The 20,410-nt window shown below is 60.3% G+C and carries 18 protein-coding genes and 1 pseudogene; 8 read left to right on the forward strand and 11 right to left on the reverse strand.

What is annotated here, in order from left to right; translation table 11 throughout:
* Nucleotides 1–23: 23 nt before the first annotated feature.
* Nucleotides 24–2,093, forward strand: coding sequence for an AsmA-like C-terminal region-containing protein (locus AAHB08_RS14290; protein ID WP_342059280.1), 2,070 nt, complete (start codon nucleotides 24–26; stop codon nucleotides 2,091–2,093).
* 53 nt (nucleotides 2,094–2,146) lie between these two features.
* Here AAHB08_RS14290 and AAHB08_RS14295 read toward each other — a convergent pair whose 3' ends face one another.
* A complete protein-coding gene (locus AAHB08_RS14295) occupies nucleotides 2,147–3,055 on the reverse strand; it encodes a bifunctional GNAT family N-acetyltransferase/hotdog fold thioesterase (protein ID WP_247627707.1) in 909 nt (302 codons plus the stop codon).
* Between the two features lie 139 nt (nucleotides 3,056–3,194).
* Nucleotides 3,195–3,299, reverse strand: a pseudogene (locus AAHB08_RS14305) (GNAT family N-acetyltransferase); the annotation flags it as partial.
* A 51-nt stretch (nucleotides 3,300–3,350) separates the two neighbouring features.
* Here AAHB08_RS14305 and AAHB08_RS14310 point away from each other — a divergent pair.
* The gene (locus AAHB08_RS14310) at nucleotides 3,351–4,007 is read left to right on the forward strand and encodes a spermidine synthase (protein WP_342059281.1); all 657 of its coding nucleotides are present in this window, start codon (nucleotides 3,351–3,353) and stop codon (nucleotides 4,005–4,007) included.
* Between the two features lie 29 nt (nucleotides 4,008–4,036).
* Here the strand turns inward: AAHB08_RS14310 and dtd are convergent, their stop codons facing one another.
* The 4 genes from dtd to typA all read right to left on the reverse strand — a co-directional run bounded on the left by dtd (nucleotide 4,037) and on the right by typA (nucleotide 7,591).
* Complete coding sequence (gene dtd / locus AAHB08_RS14315) at nucleotides 4,037–4,474, reverse strand: D-aminoacyl-tRNA deacylase (protein ID WP_342059282.1); 438 nt, start codon at nucleotides 4,472–4,474, stop codon at nucleotides 4,037–4,039.
* A gap of 75 nt (nucleotides 4,475–4,549) precedes the next feature.
* Nucleotides 4,550–4,675, reverse strand: coding sequence for a ribonuclease BN (locus tag AAHB08_RS14320; RefSeq protein WP_446699535.1), 126 nt, complete (start codon nucleotides 4,673–4,675; stop codon nucleotides 4,550–4,552).
* Nucleotides 4,676–4,687: 12 nt separating this feature from the next.
* Nucleotides 4,688–5,560 (reverse strand): virulence factor BrkB family protein, encoded by an 873-nt coding sequence (locus tag AAHB08_RS14325; RefSeq protein WP_025325356.1) that lies wholly within the window; start codon nucleotides 5,558–5,560, stop codon nucleotides 4,688–4,690.
* Nucleotides 5,561–5,779: 219 nt separating this feature from the next.
* Nucleotides 5,780–7,591: a translational GTPase TypA gene (gene typA / locus AAHB08_RS14330; protein ID WP_139437664.1), complete on the reverse strand. Its 1,812-nt coding sequence runs from the start codon at nucleotides 7,589–7,591 to the stop codon at nucleotides 5,780–5,782.
* 350 nt (nucleotides 7,592–7,941) lie between these two features.
* On the opposite strand from typA, the gene glnA reads away from it, so the two are divergent.
* The 5 genes from glnA (at nucleotide 7,942) to add (ending at nucleotide 13,839) form a co-directional block, all read left to right on the forward strand.
* The gene (gene glnA / locus AAHB08_RS14335; protein WP_025325354.1) at nucleotides 7,942–9,351 is read left to right on the forward strand and encodes a glutamate--ammonia ligase; all 1,410 of its coding nucleotides are present in this window, start codon (nucleotides 7,942–7,944) and stop codon (nucleotides 9,349–9,351) included.
* A gap of 198 nt (nucleotides 9,352–9,549) precedes the next feature.
* Nucleotides 9,550–10,125, forward strand: coding sequence for a DUF4124 domain-containing protein (locus tag AAHB08_RS14340; RefSeq protein WP_139437662.1), 576 nt, complete (start codon nucleotides 9,550–9,552; stop codon nucleotides 10,123–10,125).
* 86 nt (nucleotides 10,126–10,211) lie between these two features.
* A complete protein-coding gene (glnL, locus tag AAHB08_RS14345; protein ID WP_042648883.1) occupies nucleotides 10,212–11,267 on the forward strand; it encodes a nitrogen regulation protein NR(II) in 1,056 nt (351 codons plus the stop codon).
* Between the two features lie 9 nt (nucleotides 11,268–11,276).
* The gene (gene glnG, locus AAHB08_RS14350; protein ID WP_106885257.1) at nucleotides 11,277–12,695 is read left to right on the forward strand and encodes a nitrogen regulation protein NR(I); all 1,419 of its coding nucleotides are present in this window, start codon (nucleotides 11,277–11,279) and stop codon (nucleotides 12,693–12,695) included.
* 142 nt (nucleotides 12,696–12,837) lie between these two features.
* Entirely contained in the window at nucleotides 12,838–13,839 is a 1,002-nt protein-coding gene (gene add, locus AAHB08_RS14355; RefSeq protein ID WP_342059283.1) for an adenosine deaminase, read from the forward strand.
* 69 nt (nucleotides 13,840–13,908) lie between these two features.
* Here add and hemN read toward each other — a convergent pair whose 3' ends face one another.
* From hemN to AAHB08_RS14375, 4 genes are all read right to left on the reverse strand, one after another.
* Complete coding sequence (gene hemN, locus AAHB08_RS14360) at nucleotides 13,909–15,282, reverse strand: oxygen-independent coproporphyrinogen III oxidase (RefSeq protein ID WP_342059284.1); 1,374 nt, start codon at nucleotides 15,280–15,282, stop codon at nucleotides 13,909–13,911.
* A 31-nt stretch (nucleotides 15,283–15,313) separates the two neighbouring features.
* A complete protein-coding gene (locus AAHB08_RS14365; protein ID WP_342059324.1) occupies nucleotides 15,314–15,754 on the reverse strand; it encodes a DUF2489 domain-containing protein in 441 nt (146 codons plus the stop codon).
* Nucleotides 15,755–15,765: 11 nt separating this feature from the next.
* Nucleotides 15,766–16,341 carry a Der GTPase-activating protein YihI gene (yihI, locus tag AAHB08_RS14370; RefSeq protein WP_139437654.1) on the reverse strand — a complete coding sequence of 192 codons (576 nt, stop codon included), beginning with the start codon at nucleotides 16,339–16,341 and terminating at the stop codon, nucleotides 15,766–15,768.
* 795 nt (nucleotides 16,342–17,136) lie between these two features.
* The gene (locus tag AAHB08_RS14375; protein WP_342059285.1) at nucleotides 17,137–17,754 is read right to left on the reverse strand and encodes a c-type cytochrome; all 618 of its coding nucleotides are present in this window, start codon (nucleotides 17,752–17,754) and stop codon (nucleotides 17,137–17,139) included.
* A gap of 143 nt (nucleotides 17,755–17,897) precedes the next feature.
* Here AAHB08_RS14375 and yihA point away from each other — a divergent pair, with 143 nt between their 5' ends.
* The gene (yihA, locus tag AAHB08_RS14380) at nucleotides 17,898–18,554 is read left to right on the forward strand and encodes a ribosome biogenesis GTP-binding protein YihA/YsxC (protein ID WP_202047937.1); all 657 of its coding nucleotides are present in this window, start codon (nucleotides 17,898–17,900) and stop codon (nucleotides 18,552–18,554) included.
* A 1,001-nt stretch (nucleotides 18,555–19,555) separates the two neighbouring features.
* Here the strand turns inward: yihA and aroE are convergent.
* The gene (gene aroE, locus AAHB08_RS14385) at nucleotides 19,556–20,377 is read right to left on the reverse strand and encodes a shikimate dehydrogenase (protein ID WP_265435570.1); all 822 of its coding nucleotides are present in this window, start codon (nucleotides 20,375–20,377) and stop codon (nucleotides 19,556–19,558) included.
* Nucleotides 20,378–20,410 lie beyond the last annotated feature (33 nt).

Raw genomic sequence — 20,410 nt, forward strand, 5'->3', positions numbered from 1 at the left:
CCCAAAACAGGAGGAAAGCATCCATGAATTCCTGGCTACGCGCCCTGCTCTATCTGTTTGCCTTCCTGCTGCTATTCGTCTGGGTCGGCCTCGGCCTGTTCGACGCCGAACGGGCCAAGGGCCCCATCGCCAGCTGGATCAGCCAGCAGACCGGCGTGCCTGTCACCATAGGCCGGCTGGTGTTCAACCCGCTTCACCCCTACACCCTGCTGGCGGAGCAGGTGCAATACGGGGATGCGGTGCAGCTGGAGAAGATCTATCTGGAGATAGACAACATCGACTGGCTGAACCGGGACGTGCGCATCGCCCACCTGGATCTGATCCGCCCCGTCATCAAGCTGCCGCTGCCGAACCAGCTGCCGACCCTGCCGGTGCACTCCCTCACCATCAGCGACAGCACCATAGACAACCTGAGCCTGTACAGCGAGGCCCTGACCCTGCGCGGTCTGAGCGCCACCCTGAGCGACTGGGAGCTGATCGATCCGAAACGCCAGCCCCAGGCCAACCTGACCCTGGGCATCAACCAGCTGGAGACGCCGCAACTCACCCTGGCCCGCCTCAGCCTCAAGGGGCGACTGGAGGGACAGGTGCTGAGCACGGACAAGCTAACCACCAACCTGTTCGAGGGTCTGCTGGAGACCGGCATGGTGCTGAACTGGCCGGATCGCAGCCTGCAACTGCACGCTCTCAAGGCCCGTGGCATGCGGGTCGAGCTCGGTGACATCCCCCCTGGCGAGCTCCCCCTGCGCCGCATCACCCTGGATCGGGGCCAGCTCGATCGGGTCAGCGTCAATGCCATAGAGCAGGAGCTCTCCCTCAACAACTTCAGCGGTCAGCTCACCGCCTTCGACTGGCAGGCGGGCAGCCAGCCAAGCGGCTATCTCTCCGGCACCCTGGCGGATCTGGGCCGCGGCCTGTTCCAGCTGGAAGCCATCGAGGGCAAGCTCGCCTTCTCCCCCCGGCAGATCGAGGCCGAGCTGCAGGGCAAGGCATACGAAGGGGAGTTCAATGTCGAGCTTGCCCTCGACCCCCAACAGCAAAAGCTGACCCTCAAGGACATGGCCCTGAGCGGCATGGACATCAGCCTGCCGGAAGGGTGGTGGCAGGAGTGGCAGGGCTGGCGCCCCCAGCAGATCGACGTGCGCAAGCTGGCCTTCGACAGGCTCAAGGTGCTCTCCTTCGACGACACCCTGCCCCTCTCCCTGACCGGCTGGCAGCTCTACCTGAGCGATCTCAGCCTGAGGAACAACCAGCCGGGCCCGCTGCTCGGCCGTACACGCATCGAGAGCAAGTGGTTCGAGCTGGTGTGGGATGGCCTGAGTGCCCGCAACGGCGTGCTGGATGGGGAGCTGACCCCCAGCGCCTGGCAGCTCAACAGGCTCGGCAGCGAGCTGCCGGATGAGGGCTCTCTCAGCCTCAGCGGCCAATGGGGCAAGGTGCCCGGGCAGGAGAGCCGCCTGCAACTGCAGGGCAAGCAGCTGGATCTGGAGAAGTGGGGCGAACTGCTCCATGCCCCCGTCTCGCTGGCGGGCAAGGTGGATCTGGAGACGGATCTGCAAGCCGATCTGGCCCCGCAGCCGGAGCAGGCCCCCGGCAACTGGCGCCACACCCTGCAGGGCAGCCTGAGCCTGGAGGCCAGGGATCCCTTCTGGGACAAGGTCGGGATAGACCCGCTGCTGGACAACTGGTTCAAGGAGGCGACCCCGCCCACCCTGACCCCCGAGACCCTGTGGCAGGCGATGCAGCAGGGGGATACCCCCTTCTACCACATCAGGCTGAAGGCCAGGGCTGAGCAGGGCAAGCTGCAGATCGAGCAGGGCGGGGCTTCCACCATCACCCACCTGCTCGGGTTGCAGGGCGGGGTCGATCTCGCCAGCGACCAGTGGCAGCTGGATCTCGGCGTGCTGAACAAGCGGCGCTGCGCCGAGCTGCTGGCGCGCTGGCGCGGCCCCCTTGAGAGCCCGACCCTTGAATGGCGCTTCCCGAGCGGGGAAGCCACTTGCGACTGGGAGACTGGCGTACGCTACCCGGCCCAGGGGCGCAGCGGCCCGCTCCGGCGACCCCAGACGCCCCCCGCCACCGCGGCGCAATGACGAACAAGGCCTCATCATGAGGCCTTGTTGCTATCGGATGCCGGACGAGGGGGTTAGTGTCCCGCCCGCTTGATGGGCAGCACCACGTACTGGCCGACAAACTCCACCGCCAGCTTGCGGCCGCTGAACAGCTGCACCCGCAGGCTGAACTTGGCGGACTCCCCGTTCTTGAGCGGCGCCAGCACGGCGGGCATCCCCTCCCGGGCGACCCTGGCCTCAGGCTCCTCGCTCACCGGTCTGTAGTATTTGATGTTGCCCTCCGCCAGCACAGTATCCCCGCCCAGACCGGCCTCCTTGAGTTGCAGCCAGATGAGGCCCCAGCCCGCCAGCACGCACTGACTGTAAATGCTGCCGGCGAACATGGTGTCGTGGACGTTGAGGTTGGCCGCCAGGTTGGCCTTGAGGTGGAAGGTCTGGCCGTCGTAGTGGGTGATGTGCACCCCCATCTTCTCGCTGATGGGGATCCCCCTCGACCAGCGGGTGGTGAGATCCTGACACCACTCGGGGCGATACTGTATGGTCTGCAGCGGACTGATGGATTTGATCATCTGACGATGGGGAATGCGGCCGAAGGAGACGGGCCCCTCACCCACCTCGAGAAAGCCGCACCTGCGATAGAACTCCACCGCCTCCTGGCGTGCGTTCATCACCAGCCGTTTCACCTTCTCGTCCCGGGCCAGCTGTTCGAGATCCTCTACCATGCGGGCCCCCAGCCCCTGACCCCGGTACTCTGTACGCAGCGCCATAAAGCGGATCTGGGCCTCGTCACCCCCGATGAAGAGGCGGCCGACGGCGATGGGGGTGCCGTCTTCGGCCAGCATCAGCCGATGAATGGCGACGGTATCGTATTCGTCACGCTCGGAGCCCACGGGCAGATTGAAAGGCTTGCGCAGTAGTTCCCAGCGCAACTGGTAGTAGGCATCCAGCTCCGCTGGCGTTTGGGGGGTGACTACCCGATACATAAAGAGATCCTTGAGTTTGCGCCGACGGGCAGATGGAAGGGCTTGCGCACCAATGCCTCCCGACGCAGCGGGTAGCTGGCATCCAGCTCCGCTGGCGTTTGGGGAGTGACTACCCGATACATAAAGCGATCCTTGAGTTTGCGCCGACGGGCAGATGGAAGGGCTTGCGCACCAATGCCTCCCGGCGCAGCGGGTAGCAGGCATCCAGCTCCGCTGGCGTTTGAGGGGTGACCACCCGGTACATAGCGACATCCTTGAGTTACACTGGTCGAAAGCCATCTTGCCGTGCAAATTCATGGACTTCAATCTGCAAGCGTACCAAGCCGATCACTTATTGCACCTCAGCGCCAAACCCGAACGCCGCCTCTCCATCCTGGAAAATGCCCGCCACCGCTGGCTGGAAATGGACGGCGTGGTGCAATCCGCCATGAGCCTGAGCCAACCGGAACACCTCTGCCTGCCCCATCAGCAGAGCATCGCCGAGCGGCTGCCCGCACAGGCGAGCCGGATCCTGGAGCTGGGATTGGGAGGGGGGGATCTCACCCGTCACCTGGGTGCTCGCTGGCCCGAAGCCCGCCACGACTGCGTGGATCTGGACGCCGAGATCCTCACCCTGTTCCAGCAGTTTTTCCTGCCCCCGACTGGAGGTGCGCCACGGCTGCACCACGCCGATGCACTGCACTTCCTGCTGGAGAGTCGGGAGCAGTACGACCTGGTGCTGCTGGACCTGTTCAGCCAGGACGGCAATCCCCTGCTGCTGTTCCAGGCTCCCATCTATCAGGCGCTGGCCAGATGCCTGCACGGCACCCTCATCGTCAACCTGCTGCCACGGACCCATCTCGAACTGGCGCAGGCCAAAAGGCTGGCCGAGGAGTGGATAGGCCCCACCACGGCCCACGGGGTGCCGGGCTATCGCAACGTCATACTGCACGCCATCAGCCAGGGGGCTTAACGCCCCTTGGCGAGCTGTTACTGTTGGCCCTACACCTGCAGCCAGAAAGTCACGGGGCCGTCGTTGAGCAGCCTGACCTTCATGTCGGCGGCAAAGCGTCCCGTCTCCGTCGGCACGCCGCTTTCCCTGGCCTGGGCAACGAAGTAGTCATAGAGCCGCTCGGCATCGCTCGGGTGGGCACCACCGGAGAAGCTGGGTCGCATCCCCTTGCCGGTATCCGCCGCCAGTGTGAACTGGGAGACCACCAGCAGACTGCCACCGACTTGGCTCACGTTGAGGTTCATCTTGCCGTTCTCGTCACAGAAGATGCGATAGCCGCTTACCTTGTGCAGCAGCTTGTCGGCCTTGGCCTCGTCATCCCCCTGCTCCACCCCGAGCAGCACCAGCAGCCCTTGCTCTATGGCCCCGGTCACCTCCCCCTCGACGGTCACGCTGGCCTCGGATACCCGTTGGATCAATGCAATCACCCGCAACTCCTTTGTCTTGTCAGAAACGAACGACCGCCCAAAGGCGGTCGTTGATGTTAGCAATAAGCGAGGGGATCAGCCCAGCTCCTCGGCACCCGGCTTCTCGTATTCCCCCAGGCAGGCGGTGGTCTCTGCCCCCAGCAAGACCACCAACCAGCTCAGATAGACCCAGACGAACAGAATGAATATCGGTGCCAACAATGAGTGGCTGACTCAGGCCAGCTCCTCATTGCCGGGCTTCTCGTACTCCCCCAGGCAGGCGGTGGTCTCTGCCCCCAGCAAGACCACCAACCAGCTCAGATAGACCCAGACGAACAAAATGGGGATGGTCGCCAGGGCGCCGTAGATGGCCTGATAGGAGGGGAAGTTGGTGATGTAGATGGAGAAGCCGCGCTTGGCCAGCTCGAACAGGGTGGCCGCCACCAGGGCGCCGATCAAGGCGTGGGTCAGCCGCACCTTGCAGTTGGGCACCACCGTATAGATAAGCAGGAAGCCGAACACAGAGAACAGGAACGGCAGGCTGCGCAGCACCAGGTAGCCAGCGCCAAACAGGCTGTCAGCGGCAAACAGCTTCAGCGACAGTATGTAGGAGGAGATGGCGAGGCTGGCTCCGATAAGCACGGGGCCCAGGGTCAGGATCATCCAGTACATGGCAAAGGCCTGGGCCAGCGGTCGATTCTGGGTCGAGCGCCAGATGTAGTTGAGGTTCTTGTCGATGGCCGAGATCAGCATCAGGGCCACCACTATCAGGGCGCCTATGCCGACCGCGGTGGTGTTGGTGGCATTGGCCACGAAGCCGTCTATGTACTCCTTGAGCATCTCGCCGGCGGTGGGCACGAAGTTGTGATAGACGAACTGTTCCATCTGCTGTTTCAGGGTCTGGAACACCGGGAAGGCCGACATCATGCCGAACACCACGGCCACCATGGGCACCAGGGAGAGCAGGGTCACATAGGCCAGGTAGCCGGCGGTGACCGTCAGCCTGTCCTGCTGGAAACGACCCCAGACAAACTGGGCGAAATGGGCACCATCGTGGCGCAAGAAGGAGACTGCGTGGGCCAGGCGGCCGCGGATTTGCTGCTGCATCTTGATTCTCGTAAGCGTCATCATGCAGATATTGTGTCAGATAGGGTGCCCATCTGACCACCCATCAGCCGGCTCACGGCCATCGCATCGACCATCCAAGAGGCAAGAGACCGCCGCGCGACCATAAAAATCGACCATGCAGGAGCAAGAGACCACCGCGCGCCCATAAAAAAAGAGGCCATAAGGCCTCTCTTTGGTCTGTCGATGAACAGCTATCGATCAAGCACGACCGGCGCGCTTGCGATCCATCTCGGTCAGCAGTTTCTTGCGGATACGGATGGCCTTCGGAGTAATCTCGACCAGCTCATCGTTGTCGATGAACTCGAGAGCCTGCTCCAGGGTCATGCGGATCGGCGGAGTCAGCACCTGGGCTTCGTCGGTACCGGAGGCACGCATGTTGGTCAGCTGCTTGCCTTTCAGGCAGTTGACGGTCAGGTCGTTGGAGCGGGAGTGGATCCCGATCACCTGGCCTTCGTACACTTCGGTCGCGTGACCGATGAACAGACGACCACGGTCTTGCAGACCGAACAGGGCGAAGGTCAGGGCCTTGCCGGTAGCGTTGGAGATCAGCACGCCGTTCTGACGCTCACCGATGCTGCCACCCTTGTGCGGACCGTAGTGGTCGAAGGTGTGGTACAGCAGGCCGGTACCTGAAGTCATGGTCAGGAACTCGGTCTGGAAGCCGATCAGGCCACGGCTCGGGATCATGAAGTCCAGACGGACACGGCCCTTGCCATCCGGGGTCATGTTGGTCATCTCGCCCTTACGCAGGCCGAGTTGCTCCATCACTGAACCCTGGTGGATCTCTTCCACGTCGACGGTAACGGTTTCGAACGGTTCTTGCAGAACGCCGTCAACGGTACGCAGGATAACTTCCGGACGGGATACCGCCAGCTCGTAACCTTCGCGACGCATGTTTTCGATCAGGATGGAGAGGTGCAGTTCACCACGGCCGGAAACGCGGAACTTGTCCGGATCTTCGGTCTCTTCCACGCGCAGGGCCACGTTGTGGACCAGCTCCTGGTTCAGACGCTCCAGGATGTTGCGGGAGGTGACGAACTTGCCTTCTTTACCGGCGAACGGCGAGGTGTTGACCTGGAAGGTCATGTTCACGGTCGGCTCGTCAACGGAGAGCGGCGGCAGGGCTTCGACGGCATTGTTGTCACAGATGGTGTCGGAGATCTTCAGCTCGCCCAGACCGGTGATGGCGATGATGTCGCCCGCTTGCGCGTCGGCCACTTCGGTACGGGACAGACCCAGGTAACCCAGCACCTGACCGACCTTGCCGGTACGGTTCTTGCCGTTGGCACCAACGATGGTGACCTGCTGGTTGGTCTTGACGCGACCACGGGTGATACGGCCGATGCCGATGACGCCCACGTAGGAGTTGTAGTCCAGCTGGGAGATCTGCATCTGGAAACCGCCTTCGGTATCCGCAGCAGGGGCTTCGACGTTGTCGACGATGGCCTGGAACAGGGGTTCCATGTTGTCGGACGGTACGTCTTGGTCCAGGGTGGCCCAACCGTTCAGTGCAGAGGCGTAAACAACCTTGAAGTCCAGTTGCTCATCGGTGGCACCCAGGTTGTCGAACAGATCGAAGACCTGATCCATTACCCAGTCAGGACGAGCACCCGGACGGTCGATCTTGTTGATGACCACGATGGGCTTCAGACCCTGGGCGAATGCCTTCTGGGTCACGAAACGGGTTTGCGGCATCGGGCCGTCAACGGCGTCAACCAGCAGCAGCACGGAGTCAACCATGGAGAGCACGCGCTCAACTTCACCACCGAAGTCGGCGTGACCCGGGGTATCCACGATGTTGATACGGTAGTCGTTCCAGCGGATCGCAGTGTTCTTGGCGAGAATGGTGATGCCACGTTCCCGTTCCAGATCATTGGAGTCCATGATCCGTTCCTGACCTTCGCTGGTGCGATCCAGAGTGCCGGATTGCTGCAGCAGCTTATCAACCAGAGTCGTTTTGCCGTGGTCAACGTGCGCAATAATCGCAATATTGCGTAAATTCTCTAACATTCTCGCCTCAAATCACCGGGTAAAATTGGGCGCTAATTGTACTCTCGCCTTTGTGATCTGCCTAGCAGAATTGCAGACCATTCGCGTACAACAGGGGATCTGGATCATGGACCCCGCGCCAAAAGCCTGCTTAGATGGCCTTGGCACGTTGGCGCACCACAATGGTGCACCAAAACGATCCAAGGTTGCACCACTTTGAGGCGCAGCCAAGCATGAAAGCGGGTGTCCCGACAGCCTGAAAGGGTGCAAATGCCCTGAAATCAAGCTGTCACAAACTTGGCACGATACTGGCTTATGTGAATGTGATGACGCATTCACCCAAAGAGTTTTAACACCGGAGGTTACTTAGCATGTCAGCCCAGAACGTTTTGGCCCTGATCCAGGAACACGAAGTCAAGTTTGTTGATCTGCGTTTTACCGACACCAAGGGTAAAGAGCAGCACGTATCCATTCCTTCCCACCAGGTCGACGAAGACTTCTTCGAAGACGGCAAGATGTTCGATGGCTCCTCCATCGGCGGCTGGAAGGGCATCAACGAGTCTGACATGGTGCTGATGCCGGATCCGGCCTCCGCCAAACTGGACCCGTTCACCGAAGAGACCACGCTGAACATCGTCTGTGACGTGCTTGAACCTGCCACCATGCAAGGCTATGACCGCGATCCGCGCTCCATCGCCAAGCGTGCCGAAGATTTCCTGAAAGCCAGCGGCATCGCTGACACCGTGCTGTTCGGGCCGGAGCCGGAATTCTTCATGTTCGACAACATCACCTTCTCCAACACCATGGGCCACAGCTTCGTGAAGATCGAATCCGAAGAAGCTGCCTGGAACTCGGGTACCGAGTACGAGCACGGCAACAAGGGTCACCGTCCCTTCGTCAAGGGTGGTTACTTCCCGGTTGCGCCGGTTGACTCCTCCCAGGACATCCGTGCCGCCATGTGTCTGGTGCTGGAAGAGATGGGCCAGGTCGTTGAAGCCCACCACCACGAAGTGGCCACTGCCGGTCAGAACGAGATCGCAACCCGCTTCAACACTCTCACGCTGAAAGCGGACGAAGTGCAGGTCCTGAAGTACGTGATCCACAACGTGGCCCACGCCTACAACAAGACTGTCACCTTCATGCCGAAACCCATGTTCGGTGACAACGGCTCCGGCATGCACTGCCACCAGTCCCTGGCCAAGAACGGTGTCAACCTGTTCGCCGGCGACCTGTACGGCGGTCTGTCCGAGATGGCGCTGCACTACATCGGCGGCATCATCAAGCACGCCAAGGCCATCAACGCCTTCGCCAACCCGACCACCAACTCCTACAAGCGTCTGGTGCCGGGCTATGAAGCTCCTGTCATGCTGGCCTACTCCGCCCGCAACCGTTCTGCCTCCATCCGTATCCCGGTTGTGCCGAGCCCGAAAGCCCGCCGCATCGAAGTGCGCTTCCCGGATCCGGCTGCCAACCCCTACCTGGCCTTCGCTGCCCAGCTGATGGCCGGTCTGGACGGCATCATCAACAAGATCCATCCGGGCGATGCCATGGACAAGAACTTGTATGACCTGCCGCCGGAAGAAGCCGCAGAAGTGCCGACCGTTGCCGGTTCCCTGGACGAGGCCCTGTCCGCACTGGATGCTGATCGCGAGTTCCTGACCCGTGGCGGCGTCTTCAGCGACGACTTCATCAACTCCTACCTGGAGCTGAAGCAGCATGACGTGGATCGTGTCCGCATGACCCCGCACCCGCTGGAGTTCGAGCTGTACTACTCCGTCTAATCCGGTGTCCTTGCTTCATCATGACAAACCCGCCATCTGGCGGGTTTTTTATCTAAGGGGCTGAAATATCATGACTCATGGCCTCACATAGCATGGGGCATACGGCTCGTCGAGCCCATTCTTCACCGCGGATCCGACAATAAGCCCGACATTTTTTTCTCTGATAGGATTAAGGTGAACCCCGTCAAGGAGAGATGGATGAAAACAGTACACCCGACATGGACGCTGGGCCTCTTGCTGATGATCTCCTGCACCGCCCAGGCGGCCAGAGTCTATTCCTGGATAGATCCCCAAGGGGTGACCCATTACACTGACGCCCCTCCCCCCGGCAAGAACGCCAGGGAAATCGACCTGCGGGTCTCCCCCCTCATCGGCACCTCGCCCCACTCGGTCCAGGTCGACGACTTCAACAGCCTGACCGGCGTCGATGCCAGGAAGGCCCTGGAGGCCGCCCCCCTGGAGATAGAACTGCTCTCCCCCGAGCCGGGCAGCACACTGCGCGACAACACGGGCAACATCGTCTTCCAGGCCCAGGTCCACCCCCAGGCGCCGGTGCAATATGACGTGCGCCTGCTGCTGAACGACAAGGCCATTCCCCTCGTTCACAACAGCCTGGCCATCCGGGTGGAGAACCTCCCTCGCGGCGCCTACGAGGCGCGGCTCGAGCTGCTCGCCAAAGACGGTACGATCCTTGCTAAATCCAAAGCAGCCACCTTTTACCTGCATAGAACGACTGTGAATCAGGCTCCCAAAGCCACCCCCAAGGCCAATTAGGGGTGATGTGACGCACCGATGCGGGTAAACTCAATGCACCATATCGGTGCATAACAGGTGTAAAGCACCGTTTTAGGGAGAAACCTGTGCCAACCCGCTTGGATCACGCCAAGACACTCTTGGACAACCTGCTGACCGCCGTCATCCTGATGGATGAGCGGCTCTGCATTCAATTCGTCAACCCGGCGGCCGAACAGCTGCTTTCCCTCAGCGAACGGCGACTGATCGGGATCGAACTGCCCCATCTGCTGGAGCACATCTCCCTCGACCTGCAACGATTCAAGCAGTGCCTCATTTCAGGGCAGGGCTTCACCGACAGCGAAGTCACCCTGGTGGTGGAGGGAGAGCCCAGGCTGGTGGAGATCAGCGTGAGCCCCATGGCCGACCACGAGCAGCGGCTGATGGTGGTGGAGCTGCGCAAGATCGATCAGCAGAAGAAGATCAGCCAGGAGCTGCAGCAACATGCCCAGCAGCAGGCCGCCAAGGAGCTGGTGCGTGGGCTGGCCCACGAGATAAAGAACCCCCTCGGGGGATTGCGCGGCGCCGCCCAGCTGCTGCAAAAGGAGCTGCCGGACCCGGCCCTGCGTGAATATACCGGCATCATCATCGAGCAGGCCGATCGCCTGCGGGTGCTGGTCGATCGTCTGCTCGGCCCCCAACGACCGGGACGCCATCAGATGCACAATGTGCATTCGGTGCTGGAGCAGGTGCGTCGTCTGGTGGATCTGGAGCTGCCGCCCCAGATCCGCATAGAGCGGGATTACGATCCCAGCATTCCCGAGTTCGAGATGGAGCCGGACCAGCTGCAGCAGGCGTTTCTCAACATAGTCCGCAATGCCGCCGAGGCCCTCGGCGATCAGACCGGGCTCATCCGCATCAAGACCCGCACCGCCTTCCAGATCACCATCCACGGTCAGCGCTACCGCCTGGCCGCCGAGATCAAGATCATCGACAACGGTCCCGGCATTCCCGATGCCATTCGCGACACCCTCTTCTATCCCATGATCACCGGCAAGGAGGGGGGCACAGGCCTTGGCCTCTCCATCGCCCAGAACCTGATCGATCAGCACAAGGGACGCATAGATTGCATCAGCTGGCCCGGCCACACCGAATTCACCATCTACCTACCACTTCGCAAGTAAGGGAACCTCATGACAGCAAAAGTGTGGATCGTCGATGACGACAGCTCCATCCGGTGGGTCCTGGAGCGTACCCTTGGCAGCGAAGGCTTCGAATGCGAGAGCTTTGCCGACGGCGAAGCCCTGCTGAGCTCGCTGGAGATGCGCTCACCGGACGTGATCCTCTCCGATATCCGCATGCCGGGCATCGACGGCCTCAGCCTGCTGGAGCAGATCCACCGCCGCCAGGCCGATCTGCCCATCATCATCATGACGGCGCACTCGGATCTCGACAGCGCGGTCAACGCCTACCAGCGCGGCGCCTTCGAATACCTGCCCAAGCCGTTCGACATCGACGAGGCGGTCACCCTGGTGCGCCGCGCCGAGAATCATCTGAAAGAGCAGCGCACCAAGCGCAAGGCGCGCCAGCAGGAGGCCACCACCACCCCGGAGATCATCGGTGAGGCTCCCGCCATGCAGGAGGTGTTTCGCGCCATCGGCCGGCTGTCGCGCTCCAGCATCTCGGTGCTCATCAACGGCCAGAGCGGCACCGGCAAGGAGCTGGTCGCCCATGCCCTGCACAAGCACAGCCCGCGCGCCCACAAGAATTTCATCGCCCTCAACATGGCCGCCATCCCTAAGGATCTTATCGAATCCGAACTGTTCGGCCATGAGAAGGGGGCCTTCACCGGCGCCAACAACATACGTCACGGCCGCTTCGAACAGGCCGACGGCGGTACCCTGTTTCTCGACGAAATAGGCGACATGCCCCTGGACGTCCAGACCCGGCTGCTGCGGGTGCTGGCGGACGGCCAGTTCTACCGGGTCGGCGGCCATCAACCGGTGCAGGTGGATGTGCGGATCATCGCCGCCACCCACCAGAATCTGGAGAAACGGGTCGCCGACGGCGAATTTCGGGAGGATCTGTTCCACCGCCTCAACGTCATCCGCATCCATATCCCCGCCCTCAAGGAGCGCCGGGAGGACATACCCCAGCTGGCCCAGCACTTCCTGCTCAGAGCCGCCAAGGAGCTGAACGTGGAGGCCAAGAGCCTGCACCCGGATACCCAGACCTACATCAGCCGCCTGCCCTGGCCCGGCAACGTGCGCCAGCTGGAGAACGTCTGCCGCTGGCTGACCGTGATGGCCTCCGGTCAGGAGGTGCTGGTCGGCGATCTGCCCACCGAGCTGCTGACTCCCATCACCAGCACGGCGGAGCCCGGCCAGCCTGCTCTGACCGGTGGCTGGCAGCAACAACTGCAGGACTGGGTGGCCGCCAAGCTGGCGCTGGGGGAGACCGACATCCTGGCGGATGCCATGCCCCAGTTCGAGCGGATCATGCTGGAGACGGCACTGGAGCACACCCATGGCCACAAGCAGGAGGCCGCCCGCCTGCTTGGCTGGGGTCGCAATACCCTGACCCGCAAGCTCAAGGAACTCGACATTCCCTGAGTCTGCGGGAAAAACGATTCCCATCACGCCTTGAGGGAAAGCCTGACCAATCAGACCCCGTTTGCCTGCAAACGGGGTATCTTTTTCAAGATCCCCGCCTAGAATGACAGGCTTTCCAACCCGACTCGCAGAAGGCGCCACCATGATTGACAGATCCCTCCCCCTGACCGACCTGCACCGCCATCTGGATGGCAACATCCGTCCGCAGACCATTCTCGAGCTGGGTCGCCTGCACAACATCCAGCTGCCGGCCGATGAGCTGGAAGCCCTGCGCCCTCACGTGCAGATCGTCGAGAACGAGCCGAGTCTGGTGGCCTTCCTGAAGAAGCTGGACTGGGGCGTGGCCGTGCTGGCCGATTACGATGCCTGCCGCCGGGTCGCCTACGAGAACGTGGAAGATCTGCTGCGTGCCGGCATCGACTATGCCGAGCTGCGCTTCAGCCCCGCCTACATGGCGATGGCCCACAAGCTGCACCCGCAGGGCGTGGTGGAAGCCATCATAGACGGAGTGGCCGCCGGCAGCCGCGACTTCGGCATCAAGACCAACCTCATCGGCATCATGAGCCGCACCTTCGGCACCGAACAGTGCAGTCAGGAGCTGGCCGCCTGTCTGGCCCACCGCGACAAGCTGGTCGCCATCGATCTGGCCGGTGACGAGCTGGGCTTCCCGGGCACACTCTTCACCGAACATTTTCGCAAGGTGCGGGATGCGGGCATGCGGGTGACAGTGCATGCCGGTGAAGCGGCGGGCCCCGAAAGCATGTGGCAGGCCATTCGAGATCTTGGCGCCGAGCGCATCGGCCACGGCGTCAAGGCCATCCAGGATCCGGCCCTGATGGCCTATCTGGCGGAGCACCGCATCGGCATCGAGTCCTGCCTCACCTCCAACATCCAGACCACCACGGTCGCCAGCCTGACCGAGCACCCGATCCGCCAGTTCCTGGCCGCCGGCGTGCTGGCCTGCCTCAACACCGACGATCCCGCAGTGGAAGGCATCGACCTGCCCCACGAATACGAGGTGGCCGCCCCGGCCGCCGGCATGACGATAAGCGAGATCCGCACCGCCCAGCAGAACGGCCTGACCCTGGCCTTCCTGAGCGATGGCGAGAAGGCCGAATTGAGTGCCCGCGCGGCTCAGCGTTGAGCAGGGGCAAGCCCAATAAAAAAACCGCCGAAAGGCGGTTTTTTTTATGTAGAGAACCTGGCCGAGGGCTCAGATCACTCGGGAGAACTGCTGCTGGCGCGCCTTGCTGCGCAAATAGACATCGAAGCACATGCAGATGTTGCGAATGAGCAGCTGACCGGTGGAGACCACCTCAAGGCCGTCGTCTGTCAGGCGCACCAGACCATCGTCGATGAAGGTCTGCAGCAGCTTGAGATCCTCGGCGAAGTATTCCCGGAAGACCAGGCCATGGGCCTGCTCGACGGCGGCGAAGTTCAGGCGAAAATCGCAGATGAGGCGCTTGATCACCTCACGGCGGATCAGGTCGTCCCGGTTGAGGGAACACCCCTTCCACTGGGCGTGGCCGAGCGTCTCCACCTGGGCGTAATAGGTTTTGAGGTCCTTCTGATTCTGGGAATAGGCATCCCCCATCATGCTGATGGAAGAGACCCCCAGCCCCAGCAGATCGCAATCCCCCTGGGTGGTGTAGCCCTGGAAGTTGCGGTGCAGCTTGCCCTCGCGCTGGGCCACCGCCAGCTCGTCATCTGGCTTGGCGAAGTGATCCATGCCGATGAACTGATAACCCTGACCGGTGAGGAAGGCGATGGTGTCCTGCAGCATGGCCAGCTTCTCCCGGGGGGCCGGCATGTCCTCCTCCTTCAGCTTGTGCTGGGCGGCGAAGCGGCTCGGCAGATGGGCATAGTTGAAGATGGAGAGGCGGGCCGGATCCGTCTTGAGCACTTCCTCCAGGGTGTGGTGGAAGCTCTCCCGGTTCTGGTGCGGCAGGCCGTAAATGAGATCCAGGTTGGTGGAGCGGAACCCCAATGCCCGGGCGCGCTCCAGCATGGCGCGGATGAAGTCGTTGTCCTGCTCCCGGTTGACCGCGACCTGAACCGCCTTGTTGAAATCCTGCACGCCGAGGCTGATGCGGTTGAAACCCAGCTCCCGCAACACGTCCAGCATGGAGAGTTCGATCTCGCGCGGGTCCACCTCTATGCTGATCTCCCCCTCCTCGGCGAAGTGGAAGTGCTCCCGCAAGATGGCCATCAGGCGACGGGTCTGCCCCTCGTTCAGATAGGTGGGGGTGCCGCCGCCCCAGTGCAGCTGGGTCACTAGCCGGTTCTTGAACAGGGGGGCTTGCGCCTTGATCTCCTGCTCGAGGTAATCGAGGTATTGATCGGCCTTGTGCTGGTGACGGGTGATCACCTTGTTGCAGCCGCAGTAGTAGCAGAGCTTGTGGCAGAAGGGGATATGCACGTAGAGCGACAGATTGCGCGCCGGATACTGGCCCGCGGCCTGGACGAAGTCCGGATAACCGAAGCCCTCGTTGAACTCCAGCGCGGTGGGATAGGAGGTGTAACGCGGGCCGCTGTAGTTATATTTCTCGATCAGGGCCTGATCCCACACAATCTGTTCTGCTTGCACGCTTGCTTCCTCTTTCTTTGTTATCCAGGGCTCACCGGTTTAGCTGAAAGTCCTTCAGTCGGGCGACATCCTTGAGGATCTGCGCCTCCAGCTCGGCCTCGTAGCCGCTGCGCTCGAGATCCATCTTCATCACTTCGTTGCGCTTGAGGGCTCGCCTCGCCTCGTGAGTCGGCATCTCCTTCACCTTCTCGTAGAGGCCATAGAGACCGGGGAATTCACTGGCAAAGGCCCGTCCACCCTTGATCTGCAAGGCGTCCAGCAGGTTGGTCAGCCGGATGGCCCCCTCCGAGTAGTCGCACTGACCATCCCGTACCGCATGGGCGATCACCCTGACGCTGTCGAGGATGCGCTCGTTGCGGGCCGCGATGGCCTGCCGCTGCATGTCGTGCTGACGCTTGAGACGCGCCAGCAGGGTGCCGGCATAGACAGCCAGCCCCAGCAAGACAAGGCCCCCCAGCAGGGCGGCCAGCATCCATCCACTCATCACTTCTTCTTCGGCTCTGGCTTGGGTTCGGGCTGATAGTCAACCTGGCTGAAACGCTCCCACAGCTCCTCCTCGGAGGCCGGCTGTCTCGGCTCTTCATACTCGACCTCGTCAAAATCACCGTCGTCATCTTCGTCGGTGTCTATGATGCCGAGCTCGTCCATCAGCTCCTGATAGCGATCGACGCGCTGATCGACCCAGGCCTGCTCGGCCGCTTCCAGGGTTTCACCGGCATCCAGTCGATCCAGCAGATCGTTCAGGCGATCATCGTTCTCGATGGAGGCAAGCTCCTGCTCGGGCGTCATCACCAACTTCTTCTCTTTTTGCGGCTTGGGCGCCACCGGCTTGCTCTGCTTCTCTTCCACGATCAGCACGACCGGCTTGCGGGAGCCGATGCGCGGATCCTTGGCTTGCTTGCCACTACCGCCCTTCTTGCCCTGCTCGACCTGCTGACGGGAGCCCGCCTTCAAGCCCTTGCGCTTGGCGGCGCGTTTGCGCTCGCGGCCTTCCAGGGCACTGGCATCTGATTCTTTGCGCTTGCCGGTAGGCTTGCGGGTGGGTTGTTTGGCCGACATGAATGACTCCGACAAATAACTGGATTGAAACCCCCGGGATTGTTTCGTCCGGGGAGGATGCTGAAGCGGGGAACAGTAAATCTGGAACAAGAGTGGGATCCCGCACCAATTCGACCATATTCGGTCGCTGAACACCGCAGAATCGGCATCCTCTGGGCATGTTGCTGGTATTTTGACACAGAATGCCTTGGCGGGTTAATGACCCAGCAGAAAAAAGGCAGCCGAAGCTGCCTTGATCCTGTCATGCGAGTCCCATTCCCTGGCTGCAAATCGCCTTATCCCTGGGCGTACCTCTGCGCATCATGTCGTTAGGTCTTCCTGACCCTTGTTGCTCGATCCTGAATGTGCGTGTGCTTGTCTGACCCATGCGGACAACATCCGGTCGTCTTTCTGGGGTGGTTGCCTCCCGCAGCCCCGCTCATCCCTGGCGGTCACCATCCTGGTCTCTGACTCTCCTGCTCATCACTTGCCTGCTGAGCCGACTCTCTGTCCAACCCGAACGCCAACAGCTCGCCCGGTCATTCCATAGGCTCACTGTAACAATTTCGCTGCGGGGCTCAATCCACCCGGCATGCTTTCAAACGAAGATAAGTGGCCATCTCATTCTTAACATATTGAAAATTATAGCTTCTGTTTCAGAGGCCGAACACTGTTTCAGCCCCGACCGGACTCGGAAATGGGGGATCTCTTACAACAATGCAGGGCATTTGCAGACATGGCACCGGAAGCCCCAAAAGAGAACAGGGAACCTTGATAGTTCCCTGTTATTTTCAACAAGCTAGATTCAGGACCTTATCAGTGCAGACCCGCCACGTATCTGGAGAGCGCCTCGATGTCCTGATCCGTCAGCTTCTTGGCCACATCCCGCATCATGCCATTGGGGTCATTGTCACGGGCTGCCGCACGGAAGGCGGTGAGCTGCGCCTTGATATACGCAGGGTGCTGCCCCGACAAGCTGGGATACTTGGCCTGCTCGACGCCGGAACCGCGCGGACCATGGCAGGCGGTACAAGCGGCCAGACCACGTCCCATGTCGCCTCCCATATAGAGCGCCTTGCCTGCGGCAACCACGTCATCGGGCACGGCAACCGGAGTCACCTTCTGGCTGGAGAAGTAGGCGGCCAGGTCGTCCATGTCCTGATCGGACAGAGGCAACGCCATGGGTCCCATGATGGGAGCAACCCGACCAGTTTGGCCAGAAGCTGCAGCCTTCAGTTCAACTAATTGTTTTTTGATATATGATGCGTGCTGACCAGCAATCTTGGGATACATGTCGACTGGGCTGTTGCCGTCCGGTCCATGACAGGCCGCACAGACGGCAGCCTTGGTTTGTCCCGCAGCGGCATCGCCCTTGGCTTGTGCCATCCCAGTTACGCCAACCATCAGAGCAAGTGTAATGACTAGGTTCTTCATGGCGTTCCAACTTTCTCGTTATTAGGCTTCCAGATCCCATGCCGCCGAAGGCATGTTAAAATAAACGCGTTTAAGCGACGCCATTTTACACGATTTCACAAAAAAGTAACTCTATAACCCTCTATCTCTATGGGGAATTTACGTTGGATACACAAACTCTAAATTTCAATAAGGTGCATTTTGTGACCAGCGCACCCGACATCCGCCACCTGCCAAATGATGGGGGTGTCGAGATTGCGTTTGCCGGGCGTTCCAACGCCGGTAAATCATCTGCATTGAATACCTTGACCAAACACAAGAACCTGGCACGGACCAGTAAGACACCGGGTCGTACCCAGCTGATCAACCTGTTTGAACTGGAGCCGGGCAAGCGCCTGGTCGACTTGCCGGGCTACGGTTATGCGCAGGTTCCGCTGGAAATGAAGCTCAAGTGGCAAAAGTCACTGGCTGAATACCTGCAGCGCCGCGAATCCTTGAAAGGTCTGGTGATCCTGATGGACATTCGCCATCCGCTCAAAGAGACCGACATGAACATGCTGGAGTGGAGCTCACACCGCGAACTGCCTGTGATGCTGCTGCTGACCAAGGCAGACAAACTGAGCCCGGGTCCCCGCAACAACCAGGTGATCAAGGTGCGCCAGGCAGTAGCCGAACTGGGTCCGCAGATCCAGGTTGAAGCCTTCTCCTCCCTCAACAACATAGGCGTCGAGAAGCTGGCCCAGACCCTGAGCGGCTGGTATCTGTCCAATGCCGAGGCAACTCCAACCGACACAGAAGAAGACCACCAGATCGAGGAGTAAATCGCTCCTCTTCTTGCTGCAATGAGCGGAGTTGGCCCTCCGCTGATTGAAAGACTTTCAGTTTTCCCCTGCCCGGGCCAGCCCCCACGCCCCCTTCTGTTACAACTCATCCCTATTGCTTATAAGTCCTTCTAATCAGAGAGATAGAACGTTAGGCTGTTGTGAAAATTAACTTACCCCCTCCTTGACACCGTTTTCATCTCTCCTGCCAGACAAGCCGGGAATAATGCCTAACATCAACGAAACTGAAAATTTATTACAACAATGGGATAGGAAGGGATAAAAATGAGGCCAGTCTCGCTGTCGCGGACCGGCCTGAAGAAATGAGTTCAAAAAATTGGGAAAAAGCGAGTTCTCGAGAACAAAGACGATTGGTTTTCCTCAAGAAACATCCCTATTCTAACAAAAGATCGCCCAATTTAAAGCATTTACTCTAAATGATTCGCATAAAAAAACACCCCGACGATGACTCATCGGGGCTGCTATTCAGCCACATTCAATTACGTGAAATAAAAGGTCTGAAAGATAGAACATCTTACCTCTGTACCCTACGCTGATAACTGTACAGCAAAGCAGCAGAAAGTGAAAGTAATTTATGTAATTTAGTTTCACTTAGAATGGATGAGGTAAATTTCTATATTTTTCAAAAAGATAAAAAAATCCCCAGTATAAATACCGGGGAGTTATAAAGGTGACTAGCTAGCACTTCCTCAACTATCTAGTTAGTCAGCACCATTTCGCACAAGTTCCGCTGCTTTGAGAAAAAACTTGATAAACGCGAACAACGCGAGCTTGAAAACACCATAACACATTGTTATTTATCGATTTAAATCCAATTTAAAAATAGTGCCAATTTCACTCTCCTACCCGAGGGGAGCACTTTTCCCCGAGGATGAGAGAGGTTCTGCTCAGATACCAGAGGGTGAGGTTGCCAGAGCTCGTCTGCGGGGCTGCACATTCGCGGTTGTTCCACCCCCAGCCGGCTTGGTAAGCGAACCGACCTACAAGGTGCCCAGGTTGCGCTTCAACTCTCTCAACACCTGCTTGGTGCCAGGCCGGATGCCGCGCCACACGGTAAAGGCTTCGGCAGCCTGTTCCACCAGCATGCCGAGCCCATCCATGGTCTGACGGGCGCCATGCTGCTTGGCCCAGCCGATGAAGGCCGTGTCTGTCGCACCGTACATCATGTCGTAAATGGCGATATCGGCGTGGATCAGGGCAGGCGCCAGCGGTGGCAACTCCCCTTGCAGACTGGCGGAGGTGGAATTGATGATAAGATCGAACGGCCCCGCCAACTGCTCGTAAGTCTTGGCACTGAGCGCACCCAGATCCTGAAATTCGGCAGCCAGCTGCTGCGCTTTTCCATGAGTGCGGTTGGCGATGACCAACTCGCCCGGCTTCTCCGCCAGCAGCGGCGCCAGCGCACCGCGAGCCGCCCCACCGGCCCCCAGCAACAGGATCCGGCTGCCTGCCAGCGTCACCCCATGGGACTTGAGATCGGCTACCAGCCCGGCGCCATCGGTGTTGTCCCCCAGCAGCACGCCATCATCGGTCAGCTTGATGGTATTGACCGCGCCTGCCCGCTTGGCCCTTGGACTCAGTCGATCGACCAGGGCGAATGCCTGCTCCTTGAAAGGCACTGTGACATTGCACCCCTTGCCTCCCTGGGCAAAGAAGCTGCGCAGGGTAGCTGCAAACTCGTCGACGGCGGGCTCGGCCAGCCCATACTCCAGCTCTTGCTGGGTCTGTCTGGCGAACAGGGTATGAATGAAGGGGGACTTGCTGTGGCGCACCGGGTGGCCAAAAACCAGATAACGATCCATCAAAGAGTTCCATCAGAGGGTGATCACCCGATT

It is taken from the genome of Aeromonas sp. OTU364 (assembly GCF_038440395.1).
GTDB lineage: Bacteria > Pseudomonadota > Gammaproteobacteria > Enterobacterales > Aeromonadaceae > Aeromonas.

Coding starts and splice junctions, on each gene's coding strand:
- AAHB08_RS14290 (WP_342059280.1), top strand. CDS start 24: ATGAATTCCTGGCTACGCGCCCTGCTCTATCTGTTTGCCTTCCTGCTG.
- AAHB08_RS14295 (WP_247627707.1), bottom strand. CDS start 3,055: ATGTATCGGGTAGTCACCCCCCAAACGCCAGCGGAGCTGGATGCCTAC.
- AAHB08_RS14310 (WP_342059281.1), top strand. CDS start 3,351: ATGGACTTCAATCTGCAAGCGTACCAAGCCGATCACTTATTGCACCTC.
- AAHB08_RS14325 (WP_025325356.1), bottom strand. CDS start 5,560: ATGCAGCAGCAAATCCGCGGCCGCCTGGCCCACGCAGTCTCCTTCTTG.
- typA (WP_139437664.1), bottom strand. CDS start 7,591: ATGTTAGAGAATTTACGCAATATTGCGATTATTGCGCACGTTGACCAC.
- glnA (WP_025325354.1), top strand. CDS start 7,942: ATGTCAGCCCAGAACGTTTTGGCCCTGATCCAGGAACACGAAGTCAAG.
- AAHB08_RS14340 (WP_139437662.1), top strand. CDS start 9,550: ATGAAAACAGTACACCCGACATGGACGCTGGGCCTCTTGCTGATGATC.
- glnG (WP_106885257.1), top strand. CDS start 11,277: ATGACAGCAAAAGTGTGGATCGTCGATGACGACAGCTCCATCCGGTGG.
- add (WP_342059283.1), top strand. CDS start 12,838: ATGATTGACAGATCCCTCCCCCTGACCGACCTGCACCGCCATCTGGAT.
- AAHB08_RS14365 (WP_342059324.1), bottom strand. CDS start 15,754: ATGCTGGCCGCCCTGCTGGGGGGCCTTGTCTTGCTGGGGCTGGCTGTC.
- yihI (WP_139437654.1), bottom strand. CDS start 16,341: ATGTCGGCCAAACAACCCACCCGCAAGCCTACCGGCAAGCGCAAAGAA.
- AAHB08_RS14375 (WP_342059285.1), bottom strand. CDS start 17,754: ATGAAGAACCTAGTCATTACACTTGCTCTGATGGTTGGCGTAACTGGG.
- aroE (WP_265435570.1), bottom strand. CDS start 20,377: ATGGATCGTTATCTGGTTTTTGGCCACCCGGTGCGCCACAGCAAGTCC.